Origin of the sequence: Clostridium cellulovorans 743B, from assembly GCF_000145275.1 — a bacterium.
GTDB lineage: Bacteria > Bacillota > Clostridia > Clostridiales > Clostridiaceae > Clostridium_K > Clostridium_K cellulovorans.
In genome coordinates this window covers 2,780,503-2,802,921 of sequence record NC_014393.1, presented here as the reverse complement: position 1 = coordinate 2,802,921, position 22,419 = coordinate 2,780,503, and the positions used below count along the sequence as shown (strand labels likewise).

Annotated in this window: 14 protein-coding genes and 1 pseudogene; 13 read left to right on the top strand and 2 right to left on the bottom strand. The window is 32.2% G+C overall.

Annotation, left to right across the window (positions count from 1 at the left end; genetic code table 11):
* Positions 1–2: 2 nt before the first annotated feature.
* The 3 genes and pseudogenes from CLOCEL_RS11845 to CLOCEL_RS11835 form a co-directional block, all read left to right on the top strand.
* A complete protein-coding gene (locus CLOCEL_RS11845; RefSeq protein WP_010075427.1) occupies positions 3–1,367 on the top strand; it encodes a CCA tRNA nucleotidyltransferase in 1,365 nt (454 codons plus the stop codon).
* A 155-nt stretch (positions 1,368–1,522) separates the two neighbouring features.
* The gene (locus CLOCEL_RS11840) at positions 1,523–2,503 is read left to right on the top strand and encodes a sulfide/dihydroorotate dehydrogenase-like FAD/NAD-binding protein (RefSeq protein WP_010075426.1); all 981 of its coding nucleotides are present in this window, start codon (positions 1,523–1,525) and stop codon (positions 2,501–2,503) included.
* Positions 2,500–3,288, top strand: a pseudogene (locus CLOCEL_RS11835) (FAD-dependent oxidoreductase); the annotation flags it as partial. The gene CLOCEL_RS11840 and the pseudogene CLOCEL_RS11835, both read left to right, overlap by 4 nt.
* Here CLOCEL_RS11835 and CLOCEL_RS11830 read toward each other — a convergent pair.
* On the bottom strand, positions 3,265–4,992 hold the full coding sequence (locus CLOCEL_RS11830) for a recombinase family protein (RefSeq protein ID WP_010075424.1): 1,728 nt from the start codon (positions 4,990–4,992) through the stop codon (positions 3,265–3,267). The pseudogene CLOCEL_RS11835 and the gene CLOCEL_RS11830 overlap by 24 nt on opposite strands.
* 289 nt (positions 4,993–5,281) lie before the next feature.
* Here CLOCEL_RS11830 and CLOCEL_RS11825 point away from each other — a divergent pair, with 289 nt between their 5' ends.
* The 6 genes from CLOCEL_RS11825 (at position 5,282) to CLOCEL_RS11800 (ending at position 18,644) form a co-directional block, all read left to right on the top strand.
* Positions 5,282–6,961: a calcium-binding protein gene (locus tag CLOCEL_RS11825; RefSeq protein WP_013291742.1), complete on the top strand. Its 1,680-nt coding sequence runs from the start codon at positions 5,282–5,284 to the stop codon at positions 6,959–6,961.
* 270 nt (positions 6,962–7,231) lie between these two features.
* A complete protein-coding gene (locus CLOCEL_RS23130; protein WP_013291741.1) occupies positions 7,232–10,531 on the top strand; it encodes a calcium-binding protein in 3,300 nt (1,099 codons plus the stop codon).
* Positions 10,532–10,646: 115 nt separating this feature from the next.
* Entirely contained in the window at positions 10,647–11,078 is a 432-nt protein-coding gene (locus CLOCEL_RS23525) for a calcium-binding protein (RefSeq protein WP_013291740.1), read from the top strand.
* Entirely contained in the window at positions 11,075–13,837 is a 2,763-nt protein-coding gene (locus CLOCEL_RS23520; RefSeq protein ID WP_341271464.1) for a calcium-binding protein, read from the top strand. Before CLOCEL_RS23525 ends, CLOCEL_RS23520 begins: the two co-directional genes overlap by 4 nt.
* Positions 13,788–15,485, top strand: a complete 1,698-nt coding sequence (locus CLOCEL_RS23695; RefSeq protein WP_013291738.1) for a calcium-binding protein — start codon at positions 13,788–13,790, stop codon at positions 15,483–15,485. Before CLOCEL_RS23520 ends, CLOCEL_RS23695 begins: the two co-directional genes overlap by 50 nt.
* 270 nt (positions 15,486–15,755) lie before the next feature.
* Positions 15,756–18,644 carry a calcium-binding protein gene (locus CLOCEL_RS11800; protein ID WP_013291737.1) on the top strand — a complete coding sequence of 963 codons (2,889 nt, stop codon included), beginning with the start codon at positions 15,756–15,758 and terminating at the stop codon, positions 18,642–18,644.
* A gap of 298 nt (positions 18,645–18,942) precedes the next feature.
* On the opposite strand, the gene CLOCEL_RS11795 is transcribed toward CLOCEL_RS11800, so the two are convergent.
* Complete coding sequence (locus CLOCEL_RS11795; RefSeq protein ID WP_010075419.1) at positions 18,943–19,308, bottom strand: helix-turn-helix transcriptional regulator; 366 nt, start codon at positions 19,306–19,308, stop codon at positions 18,943–18,945.
* A 304-nt stretch (positions 19,309–19,612) separates the two neighbouring features.
* Here CLOCEL_RS11795 and CLOCEL_RS23115 point away from each other — a divergent pair, with 304 nt between their 5' ends.
* From CLOCEL_RS23115 to CLOCEL_RS11780, 4 genes are all read left to right on the top strand, one after another.
* Positions 19,613–19,750 carry a hypothetical protein gene (locus tag CLOCEL_RS23115; protein WP_010075418.1) on the top strand — a complete coding sequence of 46 codons (138 nt, stop codon included), beginning with the start codon at positions 19,613–19,615 and terminating at the stop codon, positions 19,748–19,750.
* Positions 19,751–19,782: 32 nt separating this feature from the next.
* A complete protein-coding gene (locus tag CLOCEL_RS23110; protein ID WP_010075417.1) occupies positions 19,783–19,932 on the top strand; it encodes a hypothetical protein in 150 nt (49 codons plus the stop codon).
* A 720-nt stretch (positions 19,933–20,652) separates the two neighbouring features.
* Positions 20,653–21,432 carry a ParA family protein gene (locus CLOCEL_RS11785; protein ID WP_010075416.1) on the top strand — a complete coding sequence of 260 codons (780 nt, stop codon included), beginning with the start codon at positions 20,653–20,655 and terminating at the stop codon, positions 21,430–21,432.
* Positions 21,429–22,409, top strand: coding sequence for a ParB N-terminal domain-containing protein (locus tag CLOCEL_RS11780; protein WP_010075415.1), 981 nt, complete (start codon positions 21,429–21,431; stop codon positions 22,407–22,409). The genes CLOCEL_RS11785 and CLOCEL_RS11780 overlap by 4 nt, the downstream gene beginning before the upstream one ends.
* Positions 22,410–22,419 lie beyond the last annotated feature (10 nt).

Below are 22,419 nucleotides of genomic sequence, written 5' to 3'. Positions count from 1 at the left end.
ACATGACAAGAAATATTAATATTAAAATGCCTGATAAAGTGAAAAAGATAGTGGGAATTTTATATAGATCTAATCACGAAGCATTCATAGTTGGTGGATGTGTTAGAGATAGCATTTTAGGAATAAAACCAAAGGATTGGGATATTACCACAAGTGCAGAACCAGAAGAAATTATCGAATTATTTAATTCTGAAGGCTGTACTACTGTTCCAACGGGAATAAAGCATGGGACGATAACGGTTGTTATAGAGAAGGAACCTTTTGAAATTACAACTTATAGAATAGATGGTGAATATAAAGATTCTAGACATCCAAGTGAAGTTAAATTTACTAAATCCTTAGAAGAAGATCTAAAAAGAAGAGATTATACTATTAACGCTATGGCATATAATGATAAAGTTGGGTTAGTTGATTACTTTAATGGACAAGAAGATATAGATAAAAAACTCATTAGAGCTGTAGGGGAACCTAAAAAACGACTTGAAGAAGATGCATTGAGAATGTTGAGAGCACATAGGTTTTCAGCTCAATTAGGATTCAAAATAGAAAAAGAAACTAGTGAAGCCATTAAAGCTTTAAGCGTCAATATTAGGCAGGTATCTATAGAGAGAATTAGAGAAGAATTTAATAAGATTCTTTTGTCAAATAATTTAGTGCAATTATTTCAACTATATGAAAATGGACTTTTGCAACATTTTTTTGGTGAATTAGCTAATTGTTTTGAAAGGTCTAAGAAAAAAGGAGATATCAGTATATATTCACATGTATATTTAATAGAACTTCTACAGTCAATTGAAAAAGAACTTTCTTTAAGATGGGCGATATTAATTAATTACATAAATGAATTTTCATATAATCTAGAAGATACTTTAGTAAAGCCAAATCAGTGTAAATATTCCACTACATCACAAGACTGTGCAAGTAACATATTAAAAAGAATGAAATATGATAATAAAACAATAGAGAGAGTTTTAGTTTTAGCGAAATATCAAGAGGTTATAATAAGCGATAAAGTAGCTATAAAAAGAATTCTGAATACAACAGGAATTGAAAATTTCAAAGCTTTAGTTGAGATAAAAGAAGCAAAAATCAAATTACAAAGTGAAAATGATATTAATGAAGGTATGAAAGAAATTGTAAGAATTAAAGAAGAATTTTATGAAATAATTTCTAGTAACCAATGCTTTACTATAAAAGATTTAGCGGTAAAAGGAGAAGATATAATTAAGCTTGGGGTAAAACCGGGAAAATTCATTGGAGAAATTCTTAATACGTTATTAGATATGGTAATTAATGAACCAGAGATAAATGAAAAACATATTCTTATTGGTAAAGTCAAAGAGCAAATGGATACAAGAGAAATTTGAGATATTATTGTTATAAAAACCTCTACATGGACATAAAAAGTCAGTAGAGGTTTTTAGTCTATTTAAATCAATAGAACTTGTTCTTATTTCAATAATCACCATAATTAATTCGATGAATAAACTAATATTGAGTGCAAGTGTATGGAGGAAAAATAATGGACTATGAAATAAAGGATTGTATTGATAGTGGTACTGAATATTGTCCCTGTCCGTTGGCAGAATCCCATGATTGCATAATCTGTAGTCATCTCCAAGGTTCTACTTTTTGCGATTGCAAGAACTGGAAGGGAGTCTGCGTATACAATACTCTTAAAACTAATGGAAATAAAGCGGTAAAAAGAAGATCAACTTATGAAGGTACAATAGTTAATAAAAGTATTATAGGAGATAATTATATTGCTATAGAGGTAAAAGTACCTCATCACCTTGTAGAAAAACTTAAAGATCCTGGAAGCTTTGTTTTTTTGAGAACTAAAAATAGTAGTGTTTTTTTTGATGCTCCAATATCCATAATTGAAGCAGACGATGAGGAAGATATTCTTTACATGGCGCTAGAAATTAGAGGAGTAAAAACAAAAGCAATTGGTAAGTTAGAAATTAACGATAAATTATTTGTTAGAGGCCCATATTGGAATGGAGTTTTAGGCTTAAAAAATATAAAAAATCTTAAAAATGAGAAGGCAGCTATAATATTTAGAGGAATTGGATTTGCTTGCACAACCCAAGTTATAAAAAGAATGTTAGCAAACAATAACCAGTTAGAAGTAATTATTGATCCTAGCGATATAAAGGAAGAAAAAATACTTGATTACTTAAAGCATTTTAATGTACAAATAAAGAGTTTAAATACAATGAATGACGCAGATTTATCAGGGGAAGTTGTAGAGGAAATAGAAGATCTAATTAAGAATGACATAAAGTTAATTTATATATCTGGTCCTGATATTCTTATTAGTAATATTATAAATAAATTTGGAGATGTAGTTAAGTACGGATGCTCTAACAATGCAAAAATGTGTTGTGGTGAAGGAGTTTGTGGTTCTTGTACTGCTAGATATGATGGGCGAATCATTAAGAAGTTATGTAAAGTACAAGTTGACCCAAAATATATCTTTGAGGGGAGATGGCTATTATGAAGGTTGTAGTTATAGGAGGCGGTTGGGGCGGATGTTCTGCAGCTTTGGTAGCTAAGAAGATAGGCGCTGAAGTGGAACTATATGAAAAGACAGATATGCTTCTTGGACTTGGAAATGTAGGTGGAATTATAAGAAATAATGGGAGGTATACAGCAGCAGAAGAACTTATAGCCCTCGGGGCTGGTGATTTGGTAGAAATTTGTGATAGTACCTCTAGACATACAAATGTATATTTTCCTGGAAATGACCATGCCTCATTATACGACGTTAACAAAATAGAGCCTTTAGTAAAAAAGAAATTAGAAGATGAAGGAATTAATATATTTCTCAGAACAAGAGCAATTGACGTAAAGTGCAGTGAAGGAAAAATTGAATCTGTCGTGTTAAGTGATGGAACTAGTATAAATGCTGATGTATTTATAGAAGCTACGGGTTCTACAGGCCCAATGGGAAACTGCTTAAAGTATGGAAATGGTTGTGTTATGTGTATCTTAAGGTGTCCATGCTTTGGACCGAGAGTAAGTTTAAGTGCTAGAGCTGGTATACCAGACTTACAAGGCATGAGAGCTGATGATATTTTTGGTGCAATGAGTGGATCATGTAAATTGATGAAGGAAACTTTATCTGAAGAAATAGTAAAAGAACTTGATGAAAAAGGTTTGGTTATTTTAAAGGTGCCAGAGGAAGATGTAAACATGGATAAGTTAAAGAGTAAGGTATGCCAACAATATGCACTTAAGGAGTTTGCTGAAAACTTAATTTTACTTGATACTGGAAATGCTAGGTGAACAAAACTGCAACTTTTTTTCACCTAGATTTCCTTCAGGTATATCAAACTCTATAGAATTATCATCATTGCCAACTAAGAATTTAATTTTAACTTTTCCATTGCCACTTTCATTATCCGATCCATACCAATATACCTTATCAATAAGCATACATATAAGTTTTCTTTGCTCATCCCTTGAAAGCGTATCAATTCTCTCACATTCACTTAAAAGTGAAAGTATAATATCTGCATTTAGGTCATCTATCTTAGTTTTCTTATTTTTGTCTTCAATCTTTCTAATTTTTGTTTCAATATCGGTGCATTCACTCTTTAATAACTTTATCTTATCAAGAAGGATATCTTCTATATCGCTAGCAAAGGAAAGCTTAGTTACTAAGTTATCAATTTGTTTTTTCTTTTCTTCAAGAGATTTTGATAATGAAATGATTTCAGTTGTAGAATCTATATCCTTTAGTCTAGCTTTATATTCTATTTTTAACTTTTCTAAGAAGACCTTTTTTGATTTCCCAATAAGCTTTAAACTATTGAGTACTAGTTTTTCTATATAATCAGCTTTCGCATTTTTATTAGAACATAATTTTTTATGGGATTTTCTTTTTAATGAACAATTATAGTAAAAATTCTTTTTCCCAGTCACTGGTGAAAGTTTACCATGTTGAACAAGCATATATTCGTTACACTCACCACAAAGTAATTTACCAACTAATAAAGCATTGTGAGTTTTCCCAAGTCGAGGAAACTTATCTTTATTTCTATCAAATTGTCTTTGTACATCTAACCATAGGGCAGGTTCAATGTATCCTTCAATAGAGCTTAATGCAACAAATCTTTCTTCTTTATCCTTGAGCCTTTTTGTATATTTTCCGTTTCTAAATGTTTGTTCTGTTTTATTATAACTCAAAAAAGCATGGATATTATCAGCTTCTCCATATACAGTCCAATCATTACTATTTAAATACTCTACTACTTCATTGTTTGCTTTTACGTATATAGGATTTTGTAATATGATCTTTAAAGTAGATTTTTCAAACATAATACCATTTCTAGACTTTAATTCATTTTCGGTTATATAACCTTCTAACTTATGTAAGCTTCCTAATTCTAGATATTTTTTATACAAAAACTCGACAAAGTTCATTTCTTCTTTATTTATCTTTAGTAGAGTATACTCACGTTGCATTCCATTTTCATCAATATTCTTAATGCGCTCAGATACAAAACCAAGAGGTACTTTTCCACCTGTCCACCTACCTGCCTTAGCTAATTCCAGCATATTGTCTTTAACTCTTTCTGCTATAGTTTCACGTTCAAGTTGTGCAAATACTGAAGCTATATAAATCATAGCACGGCCCATTGGAGAAGAAGTGTCAAATTCTTCACGAATACTTATAAAAGCACAATTATAATCCTGAAGACGAGAAAGTGTCGAAGAAAAATCTGATACATTTCTAGAGATTCTATCTAATCTATAGCATACTAATGCATCTATTTTCTTAGTAGCTATATCCTTCATAAGTTTTTTAAATTTGGGTCTCTCCAGTGATCCACCGCTAAAGCCCTCATCCTCATAAACAAGAAAAGTAAGGCTATTTCCATATTTTTGTGTAATATAGTCTTTGCACATTTGAATTTGGTTTTCTATAGATTCTCCTTTGCCTGTGAATTTTGACTTTCTACTATATATTGCTACGGTTTTCATTTTTAATAATCCTTTCTTTTAAAACTAGTATATATTGAAAAATTTAAGATAATAAATATCAGAACACAAGTTCGATATAGTTTAATTATAAGATTGGGTTTATTGTAAGTCAATAACATATAAGTTATAAGGATATTTCTTCATTAAAATATATTGAGATTCTTAGTATTAATTACATTATTTCAAATTAATAACCAAATATCAATAAATTGTATTGGAGTATATATGATGATAAAATACAAGTATATCAATAAAATGATATAAATTATAGGAAAAAAGAGGATAAATTATGAAAGGTTATCAATTAATAGGAACAGAAAACAACGATCAACTAACTGGCAATACAGGAAATGATATTTTAGATGGAGGATTAGGAAATGATCTTTTAATAGGAGGAAGGGGGAACGATACATATATATTTAATCGTGGCTATGGAGTTATAACAATAGAGGATTATGATGAAGCGATAGGAGCTATAGATACAATAAAATTTGGAGTAGGAATAAATATTGAAAATATTACTTTCTTAAGGATTATTGATAATTTAGAAATAAGCATTAAAGGTACAAATGATAAATTAATAGTTCGTAATTTTTACAAAGATAAAAGATATCAGATTGAAAATTTTATCTTTAATGATGGAAGTACATTTTATAAAAATGTTTTTGATAGTCTAATTATGTATGGAACACCGAATGCTGACACAATAAGGGCTTCAGATAAAAATGAAACAATAATTGCTTTAGGTTCAAATGATGCAGTTTATGGAAATGGAGGAAATGACTTTTTATATGGACAAGGCGGTGATGACAAACTATATGGTGGAAATGGTGATGATATCTTAGATGGAGGCGAAGGAAAAGATTACCTGTACGGAGAAAATGGCAATGACCTTTTAGATGGTAAAAACGGAGGTGGTTATTTAGAGGGTGGAGCTGGAGTTGATACTTATATATTTAGAAAAGGTTATGGACAAGTAAACATATACGAGTATTCAGGGGAAGCTAATACAATTATTGATACATTAAAACTTGAGGATATAAATCCAAATGAAATAAGCTTAAATTGCAATAGATATGATTTAATAATGAAGTTAAATGAGAGTAAGGATAGCATAACAATACAAGGCTATTTCTCTTCAGATTTGCATAAGATAGAAAAAATCCAATTTGCAGATGGAACAGTATGGGATATCAATACAATTAAGAGCAGTTTAGTATATTCAAATGGAACAGTCGGTATTGATAGTCTAAATGCAGAAGGTGAGGTGATCATGAATGGATATGAAGGTGATGATACACTAAGATCCGGAGCAGGTAATGATAAAATTTATGGAGGCACTGGAAATGATCAGGTCTATGGAAATGGAGGAAATGACCTTTTATATGGAGAGGACGGTGACGACAAACTATATGGTGGAAATGGTGATGATATCTTAGACGGAGGAGAAGGAAAAGATTACCTGTATGGAGAAAATGGCAATGACCTTTTAGATGGTAAAAACGGAGGTGGTTATTTAGAGGGTGGTGCCGGAAATGATACTTACATATTTAGTAAAGGTGATGGACAAGATATAATATACAACTCAAGTAGCCTAGATACTGATAATGATAAACTATCATTGAATGACGTTAATTTGTCTGAAACTGCTTTCATAAAATCCAATACTGATTTAATCATAAAACTAAATGAGACTACTGACTCAGTAACTATTTTAGGATATTTTAACTATGGAAAATACTCTTTGGAAGAAATAGAATTTATGAATGGCGAAACTTTAACGCCAGAAGATGTGAACAATGTAATATTAGGAAAGTATGTTTCTCATACAATACCACAGTATAACATTAGTTTAGATAAAGCCATTGAAATACTGAGCGAAGCTTCGAACCCAAGCATTTTTAATATTACTGGCACGTCAACTTCCTCAGATATAATGACAGATATATTATTAAATATGAATAGTTAGAATAATACTTAGTATTTACTCTTTTACTCCAGAAGCTCTGAAATTTTATATTTCAGAGCTTTTGTTATGATGCATTTATTAAATTGGTAGTAACTTTTATATCCAAAAGCTTTTCGATGGAACTCAAGTTTAAATATATAAACTCACCGTATACTAATGAGTTTATTACAAATTATAATTAAATATCAATAAATTGTATTAGTATATATATGATGTTAAAATACAAGTATATCAATAAAATGATATAAATTGTAGGAAAGGGGAGAAATTATGAAAGATTATCAATTAATAGGAACAGAAAATAATGACCAACTAACCGGCAACATAGGAAATGATCTTTTAGATGGAGGATTAGGAAATGACCTTTTACTAGGAGGAAAGGGAAATGACACATACATATTTAAACGTGGGTATGGTCATGATTTAATAATGGATTCTGATAGCACTGTTGGTATAATTGATACAATAATCTTTGGGGAAGATATTACTAATAGTGACTTACAGTTTAAAAGAGTTGGAGACAATTTAAGAATATCAATTATCGGAACAGATGATTACATTACTATTTCAAATTACTACTATGATGAAAAATATAGAATAGAAAAAATTCAATTTTATGATGGAACTATATGGGATAAAAGCACTATAGAAAAATTAAGTGGAATTAAAAAGGAACCTATTATCTATAATATCGGTTTTGGTGTAATTATTATTGAGGATGATGAGAAAGCTTCAGAAATTATAGATACCATTAGATTTGGACAAGGAATATTACCTAAGAATATAGCTTTTACAAAGACAGGTAATGATTTAGAGATAGGAATATTAGGTATAAGTGATAAGATAATAGTAAAAAATTATTATTCACTTGAACATTATAAAATACAGGAAATTGATTTTTATGACGAAAGCGTTTGGAATAGTCAGTTTATTGCTTCATATTATACATATGTTACGGGGAACGGAACTATAGAAGGAACTATAGGAAAGAATAATATAATTGGTAGTGTGAATACAGATCAAATAAGTGGCTTATCTGGAGCAGATTTTATAGATGGAAAAGGCGGAAGTGATTATATAAATGGTGGAGTTGGAAATGATACATATATATTTAACCTTGGCTATGGAACCATGGTAATTGAGGATTATGATGAAGCCACAGGTGTTATTGATACAATAAAGTTTGGAGAAGGAATAGATATAAATAGTATTGGTTTTATCAGGAGTGTTGATAACCTAGAGATTACGATTAAAGGTACTGAGGATAAATTAGTAATAAATAATTTTTACAAAAGCACAAATTATCAAATAGAAAAGTTTATTTTAGCTGATGGGATTATTTTTGATAGAAAAGCGATAAATACTTTGTTAGTATATGGTACTCCTGACAAAGATATAATAACAGTTTCAAGTAAAAACGAGACTATATTTGCTCTAGCTTCTGATGATACAGTTTATGGATATGGCGGAGACGATTTATTATATGGAGGCGAAGGAAACGACATTTTACACGGAGGACAAGGAGATGATCTCTTAGAAGGTGGACTTGGAAATGATACTCTATATGGCGAAGCCGGACAAGACATTTATGTATTTAGAAAAGGTGATGGACAAGATACTATAAACGATACTGCAGGGGAAAATAATACAATTATAGATACGTTGAGGTTCGAAGATATCGACTCAACAGAAGTAACTTTGAATAAGAGTGCTTATGACTTAGTCATTACTGTAAATGGAAGTAGCGATAGCGTAAGGATACTGAGCTATTTTTATAGCAATGATTATAAAGTTGAAAAGATAGAATTCCAAGATGGTGTGGTATTAGATATTAATGCAATTATGAAAGGTTACGTATACATAAATGGAACAAATTCAAACGAACAAATAAGTGGATATTGTTCAGGAGAAAATGAATTCATAGGAAATGTAATAATCAATGGATTTGATGGCAATGATACTTTAAATGGATCAGCTGGTAATGACAAAGTATACGGAGGCAATGGAGACGATACAATAGTTGGGAACAATGGAGACGATACTTTAGAAGGCGGAGCTGGAAAAGATACTCTACGAGGAAGTGCTGGAAAAGACATCTTAAAGGGTGGAAGTGAGGATGACACTCTAAACGGAGAAATTGGGGACGATATTTTAGATGGTGAAAAAGGAACTGATACGCTAACTGGCGGAGCAGGAAGTGATACTTACGTATTCAGAAAAGGAGACGGACAAGATATCATAGTTGATTATTCAGGGGAAGCTAACACAATTATTGATACTTTAAAATTTGAGGATATTGATGCAAGTGAAGTGTCCTTAAATTGTACTGGATACGACTTAATCATTGCTGTGAACGGTACTACAGATAGTGTGAGAATACAGAATTACTTTACAGCAGACTTGTATAAAATAGAAAATATTCAATTCAAAGATGGAACAACATGGGACATCAATACCATTAGGAATAGCATAGTATACGCAAATGGAACTGAAGAAAAAGATAGCTTATATGCAGCAGGACCAGTAACGATGAATGGTTATGGTGGAGATGATACATTAAGGACAGAAAATGCAAATGACAAGATATATGGCGGAGCCGGAATAGACACAATAATAGCAGGAGCCGGAAATGATAGTTTATACGGAGAAGTAGGAAATGACATTCTATACGGAAGAGTAGGAGATGATCTCTTAGAAGGTGGACTTGGAAATGATACTCTATATGGCGAAGCCGGACAAGACATTTATGTATTTAGAAAAGGTGATGGACAAGATACTATAAACGATACTGCAGGGGAAAATAATACAATTATAGATACTTTGAGGTTCGAAGATATCGACTCAACAGAAGTAACTTTGAATAAGAGTGCTTATGACTTAGTCATTACTGTAAATGGAAGTAGCGATAGCGTAAGGATACTGAGCTATTTTTATAGCAATGATTATAAAGTTGAAAAGATAGAATTCCAAGATGGTGTGGTATTAGATATTAATGCAATTATGAAAGGTTACGTATACATAAATGGAACAAATTCAAACGAACAAATAAGTGGATATTGTTCAGGAGAAAATGAATTTATAGGAAATGTAATAATCAATGGATTTGATGGCAATGATACTTTAAATGGATCAGCTGGTAATGACAAAGTATACGGAGGCAATGGAGACGATACAATAGTTGGGAACAATGGAGACGATACTTTAGAAGGCGGAGCTGGAAAAGATACTCTACGAGGAAGTGCTGGAAAAGACATCTTAAAGGGTGGAAGTGAGGATGACACTCTAAACGGAGAAATTGGGGACGATATTTTAGATGGTGAAAAAGGAACTGATACGCTAACTGGCGGAGCAGGAAGTGATACTTACGTATTCAGAAAAGGAGACGGACAAGATATCATAGTTGATTATTCAGGGGAAGCTAACACAATTATTGATACCTTAAAATTTGAAGATATTGCTGCAAGTGAAGTGTCCTTAAATTGTACTGGATACGACTTAATTATTGCTGTAAACGATAGTACAGATAGCGTGAGAATACAGAATTACTTTACAGCAGACTTGTATAAATAGAAATATTCAATTCAAAGATGGAACAACATGGGACATCAATACCATTAGGAATAGCATAGTATACGCAAATGGAACTGAAGAAAAAGATAGCTTATATGCAGCAGGACCAGTAACGATGAATGGTTATGGTGGAGATGATACATTAAGGACAGAAAATGCAAATGACAAGATATATGGCGGAGCCGGAATAGACACAATAATAGCAGGGGCCGGAAATGATAGTTTATACGGAGAAGTAGGAAATGACATTCTATACGGAAGAGTAGGAGATGATCTCTTAGAAGGTGGACTTGGAAATGATACTCTATATGGCGAAGCCGGACAAGACATTTATGTATTTAGAAAAGGTGATGGACAAGATACTATAAACGATACTGCAGGGGAAAATAATACAATTATAGATACGTTGAGGTTCGAAGATATCGACTCAACAGAAGTAACTTTGAATAAGAGTGCTTATGACTTAGTCATTACTGTAAATGGAAGTAGCGATAGCGTAAGGATACTGAGCTATTTTATAGCAATGATTATAAAGTTGAAAAGATAGAATTCCAAGATGGTGTGGTATTAGATATTAATGCAATTATGAAAGGTTACGTATACATAAATGGAACAAATTCAAACGAACAAATAAGTGGATATTGTTCAGGAGAAAATGAATTTATAGGAAATGTAATAATCAATGGATTTGATGGCAATGATACCTTAAATGGATCAGCTGGTAATGATAAAGTATACGGAGGCAATGGAGACGATACAATAGTTGGGAACAATGGAGACGATACTTTAGAAGGCGGAGCTGGAAAAGATACTCTACGAGGAAGTGCTGGAAAAGACATCTTAAAGGGTGGAAGTGAGGATGACACTCTAAACGGAGAAATTGGGGACGATATTTTAGATGGTGAAAAAGGAACTGATACGCTAACTGGCGGAGCAGGAAGTGATACTTACGTATTCAGAAAAGGAGACGGACAAGATATCATAGTTGATTATTCAGGGGAAGCCAACACAATTATTGATACTTTAAAATTTGAGGATATTGATGCAAGTGAAGTGTCCTTAAATTGTACTGGATACGACTTAATCATTGCTGTGAACGGTACTACAGATAGTGTGAGAATACAGAATTACTTTACAGCAGACTTGTATAAAATAGAAAATATTCAATTCAAAGATGGAACAACATGGGACATCAATACCATTAGGAATAGCGTAGTATATGCAAATGGAACTGAAGAAAAAGATAGCTTATATGCAGCAGGACCAGTAACGATGAATGGTTATGGTGGAGATGATACATTAAGGACAGAAAATGCAAATGACAAGATATATGGCGGAGCCGGAATAGACACAATAATAGCAGGAGCCGGAAATGATAGTTTATACGGAGAAGTAGGAAATGACATTCTATACGGAAGAGTAGGAGATGATCTCTTAGAAGGTGGACTTGGAAATGATACTCTATATGGCGAAGCCGGACAAGACATTTATGTATTTAGAAAAGGTGATGGACAAGATACTATAAACGATACTGCAGGGGAAAATAATACAATTATAGATACTTTGAGGTTCGAAGATATCGACTCAACAGAAGTAACTTTGAATAAGAGTGCTTATGACTTAGTCATTACTGTAAATGGAAGTAGCGATAGCGTAAGGATACTGAGCTATTTTTATAGCAATGATTATAAAGTTGAAAAGATAGAATTCCAAGATGGTGTAGTATTAGATATTAATGCAATTATGAAAGGTTACGTATACATAAATGGGACAAATTCCAATGAGCAATTAAATGGATATTGTTCAGGAGAAAATGAATTCATAGGAAATGTAATAATCAATGGATTTGATGGCAATGATACTTTAAATGGATCAGCTGGTAATGACAAAGTATACGGAGGCAATGGAGACGATACAATAGTTGGGAACAATGGAGACGATACTTTAGAAGGCGGAGCCGGAAAAGATACTCTACGAGGAAGTGCTGGAAAAGACATCTTAAAGGGTGGAAGTGAGGATGACACTCTAAACGGAGAAATCGGGGATGATATTTTAGATGGTGAAAAAGGAAATGATACACTAACTGGCGGAGCAGGAAGTGATACTTACGTATTCAGAAAAGGAGACGGACAAGATATCATAGTTGATTATTCAGGGGAAGCTAACACAATTATTGATACCTTAAAATTTGAAGATATTGCTGCAAGTGAAGTGTCCTTAAATTGTACTGGATACGACTTAATTATTGCTGTAAACGATAGTACAGATAGCGTGAGAATACAGAATTACTTTACAGCAGACTTGTATAAAATAGAAAATATTCAATTCAAAGATGGAACAACATGGGACATCAATACCATTAGGAATAGCATAGTATACGCAAATGGAACTGAAGAAAAAGATAGCTTATATGCAGCAGGACCAGTAACGATGAATGGTTATGGTGGAGATGATACATTAAGGACAGAAAATGCAAATGACAAGATATATGGCGGAGCCGGAATAGACACAATAATAGCAGGGGCCGGAAATGATAGTTTATACGGAGAAGTAGGAAATGACATTCTATACGGAAGAGTAGGAGATGATCTCTTAGAAGGTGGACTTGGAAATGATACTCTATATGGCGAAGCCGGACAAGACATTTATGTATTTAGAAAAGGTGATGGACAAGATACTATAAACGATACTGCAGGGGAAAATAATACAATTATAGATACGTTGAGGTTCGAAGATATCGACTCAACAGAAGTAACTTTGAATAAGAGTGCTTATGACTTAGTCATTACTGTAAATGGAAGTAGCGATAGCGTAAGGATACTGAGCTATTTTTATAGCAATGATTATAAAGTTGAAAAGATAGAATTCCAAGATGGTGTAGTATTAGATATTAATGCAATTATGAAAGGTTACGTATACATAAATGGAACAAATTCAAACGAACAAATAAGTGGATATTGTTCAGGAGAAAATGAATTTATAGGAAATGTGATAATCAATGGATTTGATGGCAATGATACTTTAAATGGATCAGCTGGTAATGACAAAGTATACGGAGGCAATGGAGACGATACAATAGTTGGGAACAATGGAGACGATACTTTAGAAGGCGGAGCTGGAAAAGATACTCTACGAGGAAGTGCTGGAAAAGACATCTTAAAGGGTGGAAGTGAGGATGACACTCTAAACGGAGAAATTGGGGACGATATTTTAGATGGTGAAAAAGGAACTGATACGCTAACTGGCGGAGCAGGAAGTGATACTTACGTATTCAGAAAAAGGAGACGGACAAGATATCATAGTTGATTATTCAGGGGAAGCCAACACAATTATTGATACTTATATATTTAGAAAAGGTTATGGACAAGTAAACATATACGAGTATTCAGGGGAAGCTAATACAATTATTGATACATTAAAACTTGAGGATATAAATCCAAATGAAATAAGCTTAAATTGCAATAGATATGATTTAATAATGAAGTTAAATGAGAGTAAGGATAGCATAACAATACAAGGCTATTTCTCTTCAGATTTGCATAAGATAGAAAAAATCCAATTTGCAGATGGAACAGTATGGGATATCAATACAATTAAGAGCAGTTTAGTATATTCAAATGGAACAGTCGGTATTGATAGTCTAAATGCAGAAGGTGAGGTGATCATGAATGGATATGAAGGTGATGATACACTAAGATCCGGAGCAGGTAATGATAAAATTTATGGAGGCACTGGAAATGATCAGGTCTATGGAAATGGAGGAAATGACCTTTTATATGGAGAGGACGGTGACGACAAACTATATGGTGGAAATGGTGATGATATCTTAGACGGAGGAGAAGGAAAAGATTACCTGTATGGAGAAAATGGCAATGACCTTTTAGATGGTAAAAACGGAGGTGGTTATTTAGAGGGTGGAGCTGGAGTTGATACTTATATATTTAGAAAAGGTTATGGACAAGTAAACATATACGAGTATTCAGGGGAAGCTAATACAATTATTGATACATTAAAACTTGAGGATATAAATCCAAATGAAATAAGCTTAAATTGCAATAGATATGATTTAATAATGAAGTTAAATGAGAGTAAGGATAGCATAACAATACAAGGCTATTTCTCTTCAGATTTGCATAAGATAGAAAAAATCCAATTTGCAGATGGAACAGTATGGGATATCAATACAATTAAGAGCAGTTTAGTATATTCAAATGGAACAGTCGGTATTGATAGTCTAAATGCAGAAGGTGAGGTGATCATGAATGGATATGAAGGTGATGATACACTAAGATCCGGAGCAGGTAATGATAAAATTTATGGAGGCACTGGAAATGATCAGGTCTATGGAAATGGAGGAAATGACCTTTTATATGGAGAGGACGGTGACGACAAACTATATGGTGGAAATGGTGATGATATCTTAGACGGAGGAGAAGGAAAAGATTACCTGTATGGAGAAAATGGCAATGACCTTTTAGATGGTAAAAACGGAGGTGGTTATTTAGAGGGTGGTGCCGGAAATGATACTTACATATTTAGTAAAGGTGATGGACAAGATATAATATACAACTCAAGTAGCCTAGATACTGATAATGATAAACTATCATTGAATGACGTTAATTTGTCTGAAACTGCTTTCATAAAATCCAATACTGATTTAATCATAAAACTAAATGAGACTACTGACTCAGTAACTATTTTAGGATATTTTAACTATGGAAAATACTCTTTGGAAGAAATAGAATTTATGAATGGCGAAACTTTAACGCCAGAAGATGTGAACAATGTAATATTAGGAAAGTATGTTTCTCATACAATACCACAGTATAACATTAGTTTAGATAAAGCCATTGAAATACTGAGCGAAGCTTCGAACCCAAGCATTTTTAATATTACTGGCACGTCAACTTCCTCAGATATAATGACAGATATATTATTAAATATGAATAGTTAGAATAATACTTAGTATTTACTCTTTTACTCCAGAAGCTCTGAAATTTTATATTTCAGAGCTTTTGTTATGATGCATTTATTAAATTGGTAGTAACTTTTATATCCAAAAGCTTTTCGATGGAACTCAAGTTTAAATATATAAACTCACCGTATACTAATGAGTTTATTACAAATTATAATTAAATATCAATAAATTGTATTAGTATATATATGATGTTAAAATACAAGTATATCAATAAAATGATATAAATTGTAGAAAAGGGGAGAAATTATGAAAGATTATCAATTAATAGGAACAGAAAATAATGACCAACTAACCGGCAACATAGGAAATGATCTTTTAGATGGAGGATTAGGAAATGACCTTTTACTAGGAGGAAAGGGAAATGACACATACATATTTAAACGTGGGTATGGTCATGATTTAATAATGGATTCTGATAGCACTGTTGGTATAATTGATACAATAATCTTTGGGGAAGATATTACTAATAGTGACTTACAGTTTAAAAGAGTTGGAGACAATTTAAGAATATCAATTATCGGAACAGATGATTACATTACTATTTCAAATTACTACTATGATGAAAAATATAGAATAGAAAAAATTCAATTTTATGATGGAACTATATGGGATAAAAGCACTATAGAAAAATTAAGTGGAATTAAAAAGGAACCTATTATCTATAATATCGGTTTTGGTGTAATTATTATTGAGGATGATGAGAAAGCTTCAGAAATTATAGATACCATTAGATTTGGACAAGGAATATTACCTAAGAATATAGCTTTTACAAAGACAGGTAATGATTTAGAGATAGGAATATTAGGTATAAGTGATAAGATAATAGTAAAAAATTATTATTCACTTGAACATTATAAAATACAGGAAATTGATTTTTATGACGAAAGCGTTTGGAATAGTCAGTTTATTGCTTCATATTATACATATGTTACGGGGAACGGAACTATAGAAGGAACTATAGGAAAGAATAATATAATTGGTAGTGTGAATACAGATCAAATAAGTGGCTTATCTGGAGCAGATTTTATAGATGGAAAAGGCGGAAGTGATTATATAAATGGTGGAGTTGGAAATGATACATATATATTTAACCTTGGCTATGGAACCATGGTAATTGAGGATTATGATGAAGCCACAGGTGTTATTGATACAATAAAGTTTGGAGAAGGAATAGATATAAATAGTATTGGTTTTATCAGGAGTGTTGATAACCTAGAGATTACGATTAAAGGTACTGAGGATAAATTAGTAATAAATAATTTTTACAAAAGCACAAATTATCAAATAGAAAAGTTTATTTTAGCTGATGGGATTATTTTTGATAGAAAAGCGATAAATACTTTGTTAGTATATGGTACTCCTGACAAAGATATAATAACAGTTTCAAGTAAAAACGAGACTATATTTGCTCTAGCTTCTGATGATACAGTTTATGGATATGGCGGAGACGATTTATTATATGGAGGCGAAGGAAACGACATTTTACACGGAGGACAAGGAGATGATCTCTTAGAAGGTGGACTTGGAAATGATACTCTATATGGCGAAGCCGGACAAGACATTTATGTATTTAGAAAAGGTGATGGACAAGATACTATAAACGATACTGCAGGGGAAAATAATACAATTATAGATACGTTGAGGTTCGAAGATATCGACTCAACAGAAGTAACTTTGAATAAGAGTGCTTATGACTTAGTCATTACTGTAAATGGAAGTAGCGATAGCGTAAGGATACTGAGCTATTTTTATAGCAATGATTATAAAGTTGAAAAGATAGAATTCCAAGATGGTGTGGTATTAGATATTAATGCAATTATGAAAGGTTACGTATACATAAATGGAACAAATTCAAACGAACAAATAAGTGGATATTGTTCAGGAGAAAATGAATTTATAGGAAATGTAATAATCAATGGATTTGATGGCAATGATACCTTAAATGGATCAGCTGGTAATGATAAAGTATACGGAGGCAATGGAGACGATACAATAGTTGGAAACAATGGAGACGATACTTTAGAAGGCGGAGCCGGAAAAGATACTCTACGAGGAAGTGCTGGAAAAGACATCTTAAAGGGTGGAAGTGAGGATGACACTCTAAACGGAGAAATCGGGGATGATATTTTAGATGGTGAAAAAGGAAATGATACACTAACTGGCGGAGCAGGAAGTGATACTTACGTATTCAGAAAAGGAGACGGACAAGATATCATAGTTGATTATTCAGGGGAAGCTAACACAATTATTGATACCTTAAAATTTGAAGATATTGCTGCAAGTGAAGTGTCCTTAAATTGTACTGGATACGACTTAATTATTGCTGTAAACGATAGTACAGATAGCGTGAGAATACAGAATTACTTTACAGCAGACTTGTATAAAATAGAAAATATTCAATTCAAAGATGGAACAACATGGGACATCAATACCATTAGGAATAGCATAGTATACGCAAATGGAACTGAAGAAAAAGATAGCTTATATGCAGCAGGACCAGTAACGATGAATGGTTATGGTGGAGATGATACATTAAGGACAGAAAATGCAAATGACAAGATATATGGCGGAGCCGGAATAGACACAATAATAGCAGGAGCCGGAAATGATAGTTTATACGGAGAAGTAGGAAATGACATTTTATATGGAAGAGTAGGCGATGACATCTTAGAAGGTGGACTTGGAAATGATACTCTATATGGCGAAGCCGGACAAGACGTTTATGTATTTAGAAAAGGAGACGGCCAAGATATAATATACAACTCAAGTAGTCTAGACACTGATAATGACAAACTATCATTTACTGATGTTAATTTATCTGAGACTACTTTCATAAAAACTAATACAGATTTGATCATAAAACTAAATGAGACTACTGATTCAGCGACTATTTCAGGATATTTCAACTATGGCAAATATTCTTTGGAAGGGATAGAATTTATGAATAGTGAAACTTTAACATCAGAAGATGTTAATAATGTAATAGCAGGTAAGTATGTTTCAACTTATAATATTAACTTAGAAAAAGCTGTTGAAATACTAAGTGGAACTCCAAATTCAAGCGTGTCTAATATTACTGGCACATCAACTTCCTCAGATATAACAACAGATATATTAGTAAATATGAATAACTAGAATAATATTTAGTTTTTAATTAAGAAGCTCTGAAGTTTTATATTCCAGGGCTTCTTATATTTTATGAAATATCTTTAATTGATTATTCTTGTAATCCATAAAAATAATGTCTAGATAAAGAAAAATAATCCAAAAATATTGCAAACATATGTTCGGTTGATGTATAATAAATTTAGCCACTAGATATTGATGGGGTTACATATGAAAAAAAAGACGTTAACCGAGAAACAACTAGAGCTACTGCTAGAGATAGATAAATTGATACAAAAAAGAAAAGCAGGAAAAAAATAGCTCCTGCTTACTTAAGCTTTCTTTCAATTTCTAATAAAACTGCTTTTTTAATGATTTCCCATGCATCATCATCAATGTTAATATCCTTTATTAAGCCTTTTTCAATCATTTTGTCTAGAACTAAATCTACACTGTTTGGGGCTTCGTATTCTTCTATGCCATCCATCCAATAGTTTATTGATTTACCACTATGCTCTACTAACTTTATTAATACTTTTTTAGATGGTAATCTTGTCCCACGTTCTAAATCTCCAATAATACCTTTACTGATACCCAATTCATTTGCTAATCTAACTTGCCCAAACTTTTCTTGATGTTTGGTTTCTAATTCTTTACGATAATCCTTCAATTTCTTTGAGAATATTGTGCTCATATTTTCCACCTCATTTTATATGATAATTTAAAAAATCTCACAAATCAAGAGAAAATATCTATTTTTCTCTTAAAACGAGAGAAAAATAGATATTAAGAGCAATTTGAAGTATAATGAAAATATTTTTCCATTTCAGGCAAATTGGTTGTTTTACTTTTCTCTCAAAATGAGAGAAAATATAGTTAAATAAGAATTTATTGATAACTTAAGAAAAGTATTGAAAAGTATAAATATAAAAGTGAACTTTTTTTATTTCATAATAGTTGAATGGAAATTGTACAACCCATGTACAAGGAGGGAACATATGAAAACTAAAGATATTCTAATAAGGCAGGAACAACTTCTTAAGGAAGTTGATTTTTTAGCAGAAGCACACACTCAAAACGAGAGAAAAATCACACAAACATCTGTAACCAAAATTGAGGACAAACATAAAATTTAATTATAAGTATTAAAAGATAAGGGGATTACAATATGAGCACAGTTACAGTAATACTTCCTAAAGATATGACTGAGCTTGAAGAAAAATATGCTGAAGTTATGGCAAGTATAGTAGCAGAAAAATTAACTACGGAGCAATTAGGCTTTTTAATTAAAGTATTAGAAAATGGTCAAACGGCATAAAGATAGAGATTAATTTAGTCATTCAATAGAAAGTTGGAATTATAAATCAAATAAGATACTGGAAACAATAAGTCACCATTAATAGAAGATAGATATGACCTTGAGAGGGCACGCAAACTTATGAGTAGATCATAAGTGTCCTCACTATATAGCCTTGTAACATGAAAAAAGAAATTTAGGAGAGCACCTGTATTTATGGCATCTTGTACCCCAATTAGATGTTCATAAACCTATTTTTTAACCCAAGGCTATACAGTGAGGACATTTTTACATATGTTCTTACCTGTTCTTTGAAAATTTGATACAACATTTCAAGTACGTTACTGGATAGCAGAGGAATTCTGAAAGCGATGAAAGGGGAACGCCAGGACTTTTACTAATGTGAAAAGAGCGATAAACTCCTACTAAAAACAGATTTGATAAATCTGCTTGCGATAATCTATCCACGGAAATAATGATACTTCTATCTAGTCCTAAGTATCCTATGGAAGATAGCTTTCACATAGTGATTGAGGCTTTAATTGAAAAGCTTATGATACTTGCTAATCACAAGTAGCTTGGAATGTTCCTTGTATTGGGGTAAGAAAAAATACAATACTGTCAATGGTTTATAAGGTCAAGGAGATTTTCTTGACCTTATCTATTGATACTGAACCAAGGAATTTTAGATTATAGAATTTCTTGGTTTAATATCAATTTAGGAAAGGTGGAATAAACAAAATGGGTAAGGTAATTTCTATCGTAAATCAAAAAGGAGGCGTCGGAAAAACTACTACGACGCTTAACTTAGGATATGCATTATCTCAAATGGGAAAGAAAGTTTTACTTATAGACTTTGATCCACAAAGTAGCTTAACGGTATGTTTTGGTTATGATAACACTGATAATATTCAAACTACTATATATAATCTTATGGCATTGGCTATTGAGGAAAAGAATTTACCAAGTAAAGAAGATTACATAATATCAATGGGAAATCTTGATTTAATTCCATGTAACTTAGAGTTGTCAGCTATTGAAGTAGCGTTAGTTAATGTGATGAGTAGAGAGCAAGTGCTAAGATCCATAATTGATGAGATAAAAGATGGCTATGATTATGTGATTATTGATTGTTCTCCATCACTAGGGATGTTAACTATAAACGCTTTAGCTGCTTGTGATAGTGTAATGATACCTGTTACTCCTCAATATCTTTCTGCTAAAGGTTTAGAGCTACTTTTAAGAAATATCATTAGGGTTAAGAAAAGAATCAATCCTAAGATATCGGTAGATGGAATACTTTTAACTATGTACGCAGAAAGAATGAAGTTATCAAAGGAGGTTTTGAAGATAATTCAGGAAGCTTACGGAAGCCATATCAATATATTTAGAAATAAGATACCTACTTCTGTTAGGGTTGGCGAAGCTAACATGAAAAGCAAGAGTACTATTGAGTATGATCCTAAGAATAAAGTATCTGGAGCTTATGTTGAATTTGCAAAGGAGGTTGTTGAAATTTGAGTGAAAAGAAACTGATGAGTTTAGCAGCAGACATGTTTGGCATGGATGAATCTAAAGATGAACGAGAAAATGAAGTAGCAGTTGATGAAGTTGAAATAGAAAAGCTAATTCCGTACAGGAATCATCCTTTCAAATTATATGATGATGAACGCTTTGATAATATGGTCAAGAGTATAAAGGAGTTTGGTGTTATTGTTCCTATAATTATAAGACCAATTGGAACAGAATATGAGATTTTGTCAGGACACAATAGGGTGAATGCAGCTAAGAAAGCTGGGTTATTAAAAGTTCCAGTTATAATTAAGGACAGCCTTCAAGATGATGAAGCTATGCTTATTGTGACTAAAACTAATTTAATGCAGCGTTCTTTTAGTGATATGCTTCATTCTGAAAGAGCAACTGCATTGCAACAACATCATAAAGCTTTAGCTTCTCAAGGTAAAAGGACAGATATTTTAAAAGAAATTGAAACCTATCTCAAGGCTGATGAAATCAAGGCTGAGGAAACTTCTCGCCAACTTGGCGAGAAGTTAACAAGTGTTGATGAAACAGGAAAAAGTTATAAGCTTTCAGGAAGAACTGTATCAAGGTATTTGAGAATATGTAACCTTATACTGGAATTGAAAGAAAGGTTAGATGTTGAAGAAATACCCTTTGTTGCAGCAGTAGAACTTTCATATTTAAATAATGAAGAGCAAGATATTGTAGAAGAAATTTTATCAGAAAACAACTTTAAGGTTGATATGAAAAAAGCAGAAACCTTAAGGATCTATTCAGAAAGTAAAAAGTTAAACCAAGAAACAGCTTATTCTATTCTCTCAGGAGATTTAAATAAGAAACCAAAAACAAATAAACCAGGAACTATTAAATTGAAACCTAAGCTTATCAATAGGTTTTTTACGGCAGAAACAAAGCAGACAGAGATTGAAGAAACTATTGAAAGAGCTTTGGAATTATATTTTTACAATGAAAAATAAGGAGGGTTAG

Coding starts and splice junctions, on each gene's coding strand:
- CLOCEL_RS11785 (WP_010075416.1), top strand. CDS start 20,653: ATGGGTAAGGTAATTTCTATCGTAAATCAAAAAGGAGGCGTCGGAAAA.
- CLOCEL_RS23525 (WP_013291740.1), top strand. CDS start 10,647: ATGAATGGTTATGGTGGAGATGATACATTAAGGACAGAAAATGCAAAT.
- CLOCEL_RS11800 (WP_013291737.1), top strand. CDS start 15,756: ATGAAAGATTATCAATTAATAGGAACAGAAAATAATGACCAACTAACC.
- CLOCEL_RS23130 (WP_013291741.1), top strand. CDS start 7,232: ATGAAAGATTATCAATTAATAGGAACAGAAAATAATGACCAACTAACC.
- CLOCEL_RS11825 (WP_013291742.1), top strand. CDS start 5,282: ATGAAAGGTTATCAATTAATAGGAACAGAAAACAACGATCAACTAACT.
- CLOCEL_RS11830 (WP_010075424.1), bottom strand. CDS start 4,992: ATGAAAACCGTAGCAATATATAGTAGAAAGTCAAAATTCACAGGCAAA.
- CLOCEL_RS23115 (WP_010075418.1), top strand. CDS start 19,613: ATGAAAACTAAAGATATTCTAATAAGGCAGGAACAACTTCTTAAGGAA.
- CLOCEL_RS11840 (WP_010075426.1), top strand. CDS start 1,523: ATGGACTATGAAATAAAGGATTGTATTGATAGTGGTACTGAATATTGT.
- CLOCEL_RS23110 (WP_010075417.1), top strand. CDS start 19,783: ATGAGCACAGTTACAGTAATACTTCCTAAAGATATGACTGAGCTTGAA.
- CLOCEL_RS11795 (WP_010075419.1), bottom strand. CDS start 19,308: ATGAGCACAATATTCTCAAAGAAATTGAAGGATTATCGTAAAGAATTA.
- CLOCEL_RS11845 (WP_010075427.1), top strand. CDS start 3: ATGACAAGAAATATTAATATTAAAATGCCTGATAAAGTGAAAAAGATA.